The organism is Trichococcus sp. (assembly GCF_049589555.1).
Lineage (GTDB): Bacteria > Bacillota > Bacilli > Lactobacillales > Aerococcaceae > Trichococcus.
The window spans coordinates 1-4,925 of the sequence record NZ_JBAWAZ010000246.1 but is presented as its reverse complement, the minus strand read 5'-3'; the positions used below and the strand labels follow the sequence as shown (position 1 = coordinate 4,925).

At 48.3% G+C, this 4,925-nt stretch carries 4 protein-coding genes and 2 tRNA genes; all 6 read right to left on the bottom strand.

From position 1 onward, the window contains the following. Nucleotides 1–34: 34 nt before the first annotated feature. The 6 genes from WBV27_RS09080 to WBV27_RS09055 all read right to left on the bottom strand — a co-directional run bounded on the left by WBV27_RS09080 (nt 35) and on the right by WBV27_RS09055 (nt 4,826). Nucleotides 35–108, bottom strand: a tRNA-Arg gene (locus tag WBV27_RS09080). 247 nt (nt 109–355) lie between these two features. Beyond that, a tRNA-Arg gene (locus WBV27_RS09075) sits at nt 356–429 on the bottom strand. Between the two features lie 175 nt (nt 430–604). Beyond that, nucleotides 605–1,861, bottom strand: coding sequence for an aminotransferase class I/II-fold pyridoxal phosphate-dependent enzyme (locus WBV27_RS09070; protein WP_424201365.1), 1,257 nt, complete (start codon nt 1,859–1,861; stop codon nt 605–607). Then, nucleotides 1,845–3,104, bottom strand: coding sequence for a GTPase HflX (gene hflX, locus WBV27_RS09065; RefSeq protein WP_086627796.1), 1,260 nt, complete (start codon nt 3,102–3,104; stop codon nt 1,845–1,847). Before hflX ends, WBV27_RS09070 begins: the two co-directional genes overlap by 17 nt. A gap of 38 nt (nt 3,105–3,142) precedes the next feature. Beyond that, nucleotides 3,143–4,057 carry a tRNA (adenosine(37)-N6)-dimethylallyltransferase MiaA gene (gene miaA / locus WBV27_RS09060; RefSeq protein ID WP_424201367.1) on the bottom strand — a complete coding sequence of 305 codons (915 nt, stop codon included), beginning with the start codon at nt 4,055–4,057 and terminating at the stop codon, nt 3,143–3,145. A 28-nt stretch (nt 4,058–4,085) separates the two neighbouring features. Next, entirely contained in the window at nt 4,086–4,826 is a 741-nt protein-coding gene (locus WBV27_RS09055) for a glycerophosphodiester phosphodiesterase (protein WP_424201363.1), read from the bottom strand. Between the last annotated feature and the right edge of the window lie 99 nt (nt 4,827–4,925).

Sequence of the window (4,925 nt, the reverse complement as noted above, 5' to 3'; positions counted from 1 at the left end):
TCACGAATGCAACCGATTCTGAAAACAGATATGACGTCTCAAGAGAGATTCGAACTCCCGACCGTTCGCTTAGAAGGCGAATGCTCTATCCGGCTGAGCGATTGAGACAGAATTAATATTCGGCAAGACAAGATTGGATCCGTTTCAAACCGGTGTCACAAGAAATGATTATACAGCAAACCGTTTAAATTGTCACCATGATTTTGACTTTTTTTCAAAAAATGTTTCACCCTCACAATAAACGGACATTTATATCGTGTTTTCCATCTGTAGACTGGTCCACAAGGCCGTCATGAGAAAAAAAACGTCGCATCCGCTTCTTCACGAATGCAACCGATTCTGAAAACAGATATGACGTCTCAAGAGAGATTCGAACTCCCGACCGTTCGCTTAGAAGGCGAATGCTCTATCCGGCTGAGCTATTGAGACAAAATTTTGAGCCGTCTGAATGACTCACAACATTTAATAGTATAGGCGGAAACCAGCTTAAAGTCAACACTTTTTCGTGGGAAGGTTTTGATGGTTGACATTTTTTGGAGTTCCTTAGTTCCAAAAGTGTGATTTCCGGGCTGAATGTGCGTGTTATTCAGCCCGGAACCACAAATTATTGTGCGAAGAACGTATCTTTCACTGCTGCTGTTACTGCCAATTTGACGTGTTCGTAGGTCAGTCCGCCCTGCACGTAGAGCAAATAAGGCGGTCGTATCGGACCATCTGCCGTCAATTCCAAGCTTGCGCCTTGAATGAAGGTTCCGGCTGCCATGATGACATCATCCTCGTAACCGGGCATGTAAGCCGGAATCGGTTTGACAGCTGCGTTCACGGGGGAATATTTCTGTATCGTCTGAGCAAAAGCGATCATAGCTTCCTTGCTCGGCAACGCGACCATTTGGATCAGATCAGTCCGCGGGCTGTCCCAAGCAGGGGTGGATAGTACACCGCACTCTTCCAAGAGTCCAGCAGTAAAGACAGCACCCTTCACCGCTTCACCGACAACATGGGGCGCCAAGAACAACCCCTGGTACATTTCCAGAAGGCTATATAGGGAGGCTCCTGCTTCACGCCCGATCCCCGGAGTCGTCAACCGGTATGCGCACCGTTCGATCAGGTCTTCCCTGCCGGCGAGGTAACCGCCCATTTTTACGATGCCGCCACCCGGGTTTTTGATGAGAGAGCCGGCAATCAAATCGGCTCCAACTTCGATCGGCTCCAGCGTTTCGACAAATTCTCCATAGCAATTGTCGACAAAAAAGACGGCTTCTGGCCCCACATGCGGCCGGATCGCCGCAATCATCTCTTTTATTTCATTTATCGTAAAGGAGGGTCTGGCAGCATAGCCGCGGGAGCGTTGAATCGCAATCATTTTTGTTTTGGGGCTGACTTTCTCAAGAACCGTCGGAACATCAACTTTGCCGTCTGCACACAGATCGATATGTTGATAAGCGATATTGTATTCTTTTAAAGAGCCGATCCCATTACCGGTCAGACCGACAATATCCAAAAGGGTATCGTATGGCGTTCCGGTCACGTACATCAATTCATCCCCGGGACGCAGCACTCCGAAGAGCGCAGTCGAGATCGCGTGTGTTCCGGAAATGATTTGCGGCCTGACCAAAGCTGCTTCAGCCTGAAAAACCTCCGCATAGACTTTTTCCAGCGTATCGCGGCCGTCGTCATCATAGCCATAGCCCGTGCTTGGGTTAAAGTGGTAATCGCTGACGCGGTGCTTCCGGAAAGCTTCAAGCACCTTGCCTTGATTAAATAAAGCCTTTTCCTGTATCCCTTTAAAAACGGGCTGGATTTTATTGTCGACTTTTTCGACTAACCCGGCCAGCCTTGCTTCTTTATTCGTCGCTTGCATCCGTTGCTTTGTCCCCTAACCATTTTGAATTGCTTTTAGCGTACCCTCTTAAGCGGTATGCGTTTGTTTCTTCTATATATTCGATGGATTCCACAAAGGTCTCTTGCTGCATTTTATTCATCGTGCGGGCTTCAGGGCCGCTAGCATCAAGGTCTTTTGTATAAGGAACCAACATTTTTGCGATTTCATCCCAGAGGAAGTCCTTCAATCGGTTGATGTCGTCATCATCTAGTGCTGAAATGACGATATTCGGAAAGAGGCGTGGCTGGAAATCCGGACCGGCAAGATCCCGTTTGTTATAGATCGTCAACATAGGTGTCTTATCCATATCCAAATCCTTCAATAGATCCAATACAGTTTTTTCATGTTCATCGATGAAGGAAGTTGATGCATCGACCACGTGCAAAAATACATCCATGTTGCGGCTCTCTTCCAATGTTGAATGGAAAGCATGGATCAACTGTGTCGGAAGATCCTGGATGAAGCCTACGGTATCGGTTATGGTAGCCTGGAATTGATTCGGCAACGTCAGTTTTCTTGTCAAAGGATCCAGAGTCGCGAACAGCTTGTCCTCTTCCAACGTTGCTGCGTCGGTCAAACGATTGATGACCGTTGATTTCCCTGCATTCGTGTAACCGATCAAACCGATCTGGAAGACTTCGCTGGCATGACGTTTTTCTCTTGCCCTTTGGCGGTGCAACTCTGTTTCTTCCAATGTCTTCTTGATTTCCTGCATCTGGCTGTGGATGTGTCTGCGATCGGTCTCGAGTTTTGTCTCACCTGGTCCTCTTGTTCCGATTCCCCCGCCCAGACGGGATAAATTGATGCCTTGGCCCATCAAACGCGGCAAGAGATAGCTCAACTGCGCTAAGGCTACCTGAAGTTTCCCTTCTTTACTGCGGGCGCGCATCGCAAAGATGTCCAATATCAGTTGCACGCGGTCGATGACTTTGCAGTCGACGGTCTCTTGGATGTTGCGTACCTGTTTAGAAGAAAGTTCTTGCTGGAAAATGACGGTATCCGCCTCCAGCTCTGCACACAAATTCACCAGTTCTTCCACTTTGCCTTTGCCGATGACGGTGCGGGAATCTTTGCGGTCCCTCTTTTGGGTCAATACGCCGACAACTTCCCCTAACGCGGTTTCGGTCAATTCCGCCAGTTCTCTCAGTTGATATTCAAAGGCTTCATCTGTTTGATTCGTCTGAACATTCACCAAAATAACTTTTTCTTTCGTATTTTCCATAAAATTTCCAACTTTCTTTTTTCGTTCATACTCATCTATTAGGCTAAGAACGAGTCGACTAAATCTTCGATTTTCTGCATCTCTTGATCGTTCTGAACCAGATCAAACCAATGGATGCCGCTCATTCTGTTCCGGAACCAGGTCAACTGCCTTTTGGCATAGCGCCTTGAATTTTGCTTCAGCAGTTCTGTGGCCTCTTCAAATGTGACCTCACCATTGAAATAAGCGAACCATTCTTTGTATCCGATGCCTCTTGTCGCTTGCGTCTTGGCAGGCAATTGCCTGTCAAAGAGGGCTTTTGCTTCCTCAACCAGTCCGCCTGCGACCATCAGATCAACGCGCCGGTTGATGCGTTCGTAAAGAATGCTTCGCTCGGTATCAAGCCCGATCAGCAGTGCGTCATAATGAGGATCTGCTTCCCGATCAGCCTGATCCGAGAAGCGTTTTCCGCTGAAGTGGATCACTTCCAAAGCGCGGATGACCCTTCTGCTGTTGTTCGGGTGGATCTGTTCAGCCGCTTTGGGATCCTGCTCCTGCAATTGCTTCCATACATGCATGGCATCGGTCCGTTCCAGTTCAGCTTCCAATTGTTTCCGGTAGTGAGGATCTTCGGCAGCCACCCCACCGAACTGCATATCGAACAAAAGTCCTTCTATATAAAGGCCCGAACCTCCGACCACAATCGGAAGCTTGCCTCTTGCGATGATCGCCTCGATGGCTAGTCTTGCGTCCCTTTTGAAGTCGGACGCAGTGTAATCCTGCTCAATCGGAACGATATCCAACAGATGATGCGGGATGCCTTCTGCTTCTTCCTCGGTCACCTTCGCGGTCCCGATGTCCAAGCCTTTGTATACCTGCATGGAATCCCCGTTGATGATTTCGCCGTTGTATTTTTTTGCCAGTCGGATGCTCAGTGCGGTTTTTCCGACTGCTGTAGGGCCGACAATGACCATGATTTTAGATAACTTTCCTTTTGTTGTTTCAGACACCCTGAATCACCTTTCTCATTTGCAGTGCGCGTTCCGGATAATCAGTGATCATCGAATCGATATTTTTGCGCAGACAGACTTGCATTTCGACCTTTCGATTCACCGTCCAAACGCGAAGCGGGATCTTGGATTGTTCGAAAGGCGGTAGACTGCGCAGAATCGAGAACTTCGGATGCCAACCCTCTACAAGGATACCTTCACCCAGCTCCATTTGCTGCTTCCCTTTCTTGCTGAAAAGCAGAGCAATTTTAGAGTCCTGGCGCAATGCCTTGATTTTTTTCAAGGTTTCATAATGAAAACTGGAGTAGATGACCGAAAAACGGTCGAGGTAAGGCTCTGCCAAAGCAAGCACCTTTTCTTCGATAGCGGGATATTGGAACACATCCGTCTTCAATTCAACATTAAGGACGCCTGTAAAATGATTCTCCGCCAAAAGGTCCAACACCTCTTGGAGTGTCGGGATGCGGGCGTCGCTGTATTTCGGATCGAACCAGCTGCCGGCATCCAATTTTTTCAATTGTTCCAGCGTCATCTCTTTGACATAGCCTTTTCCGGATGTCGTGCGGTCCACGGTCTCGTCATGGATGACCACGACCTCACCATCTTTAGTCAGATGGACGTCCAATTCAATGCCGTCGCTTGCAACTTTCAGCGCTTCCTGAAAAGCTTCCAGCGTATTTTCTGGTCGGGTTCCACGACTGCCCCTATGCGCGATGATTTTAGTGTATGCCAATCTCCCCAATCCTTCCGGTCTGCTCCTCTGCGCAGTTTTTCATTCAAGCTTTGTTTTTTTCGGTATCGGCCAACTGCAGCAATTCTTTTGCGTGGGCCA

Bases quoted from the DNA above. Each gene is read 5' to 3' on its own strand.
- WBV27_RS09070 (WP_424201365.1), bottom strand. From the start codon at position 1,861: ATGCAAGCGACGAATAAAGAAGCAAGGCTGGCCGGGTTAGTCGAAAAA.
- hflX (WP_086627796.1), bottom strand. From the start codon at position 3,104: ATGGAAAATACGAAAGAAAAAGTTATTTTGGTGAATGTTCAGACGAAT.
- miaA (WP_424201367.1), bottom strand. From the start codon at position 4,057: ATGGTCATTGTCGGCCCTACAGCAGTCGGAAAAACCGCACTGAGCATC.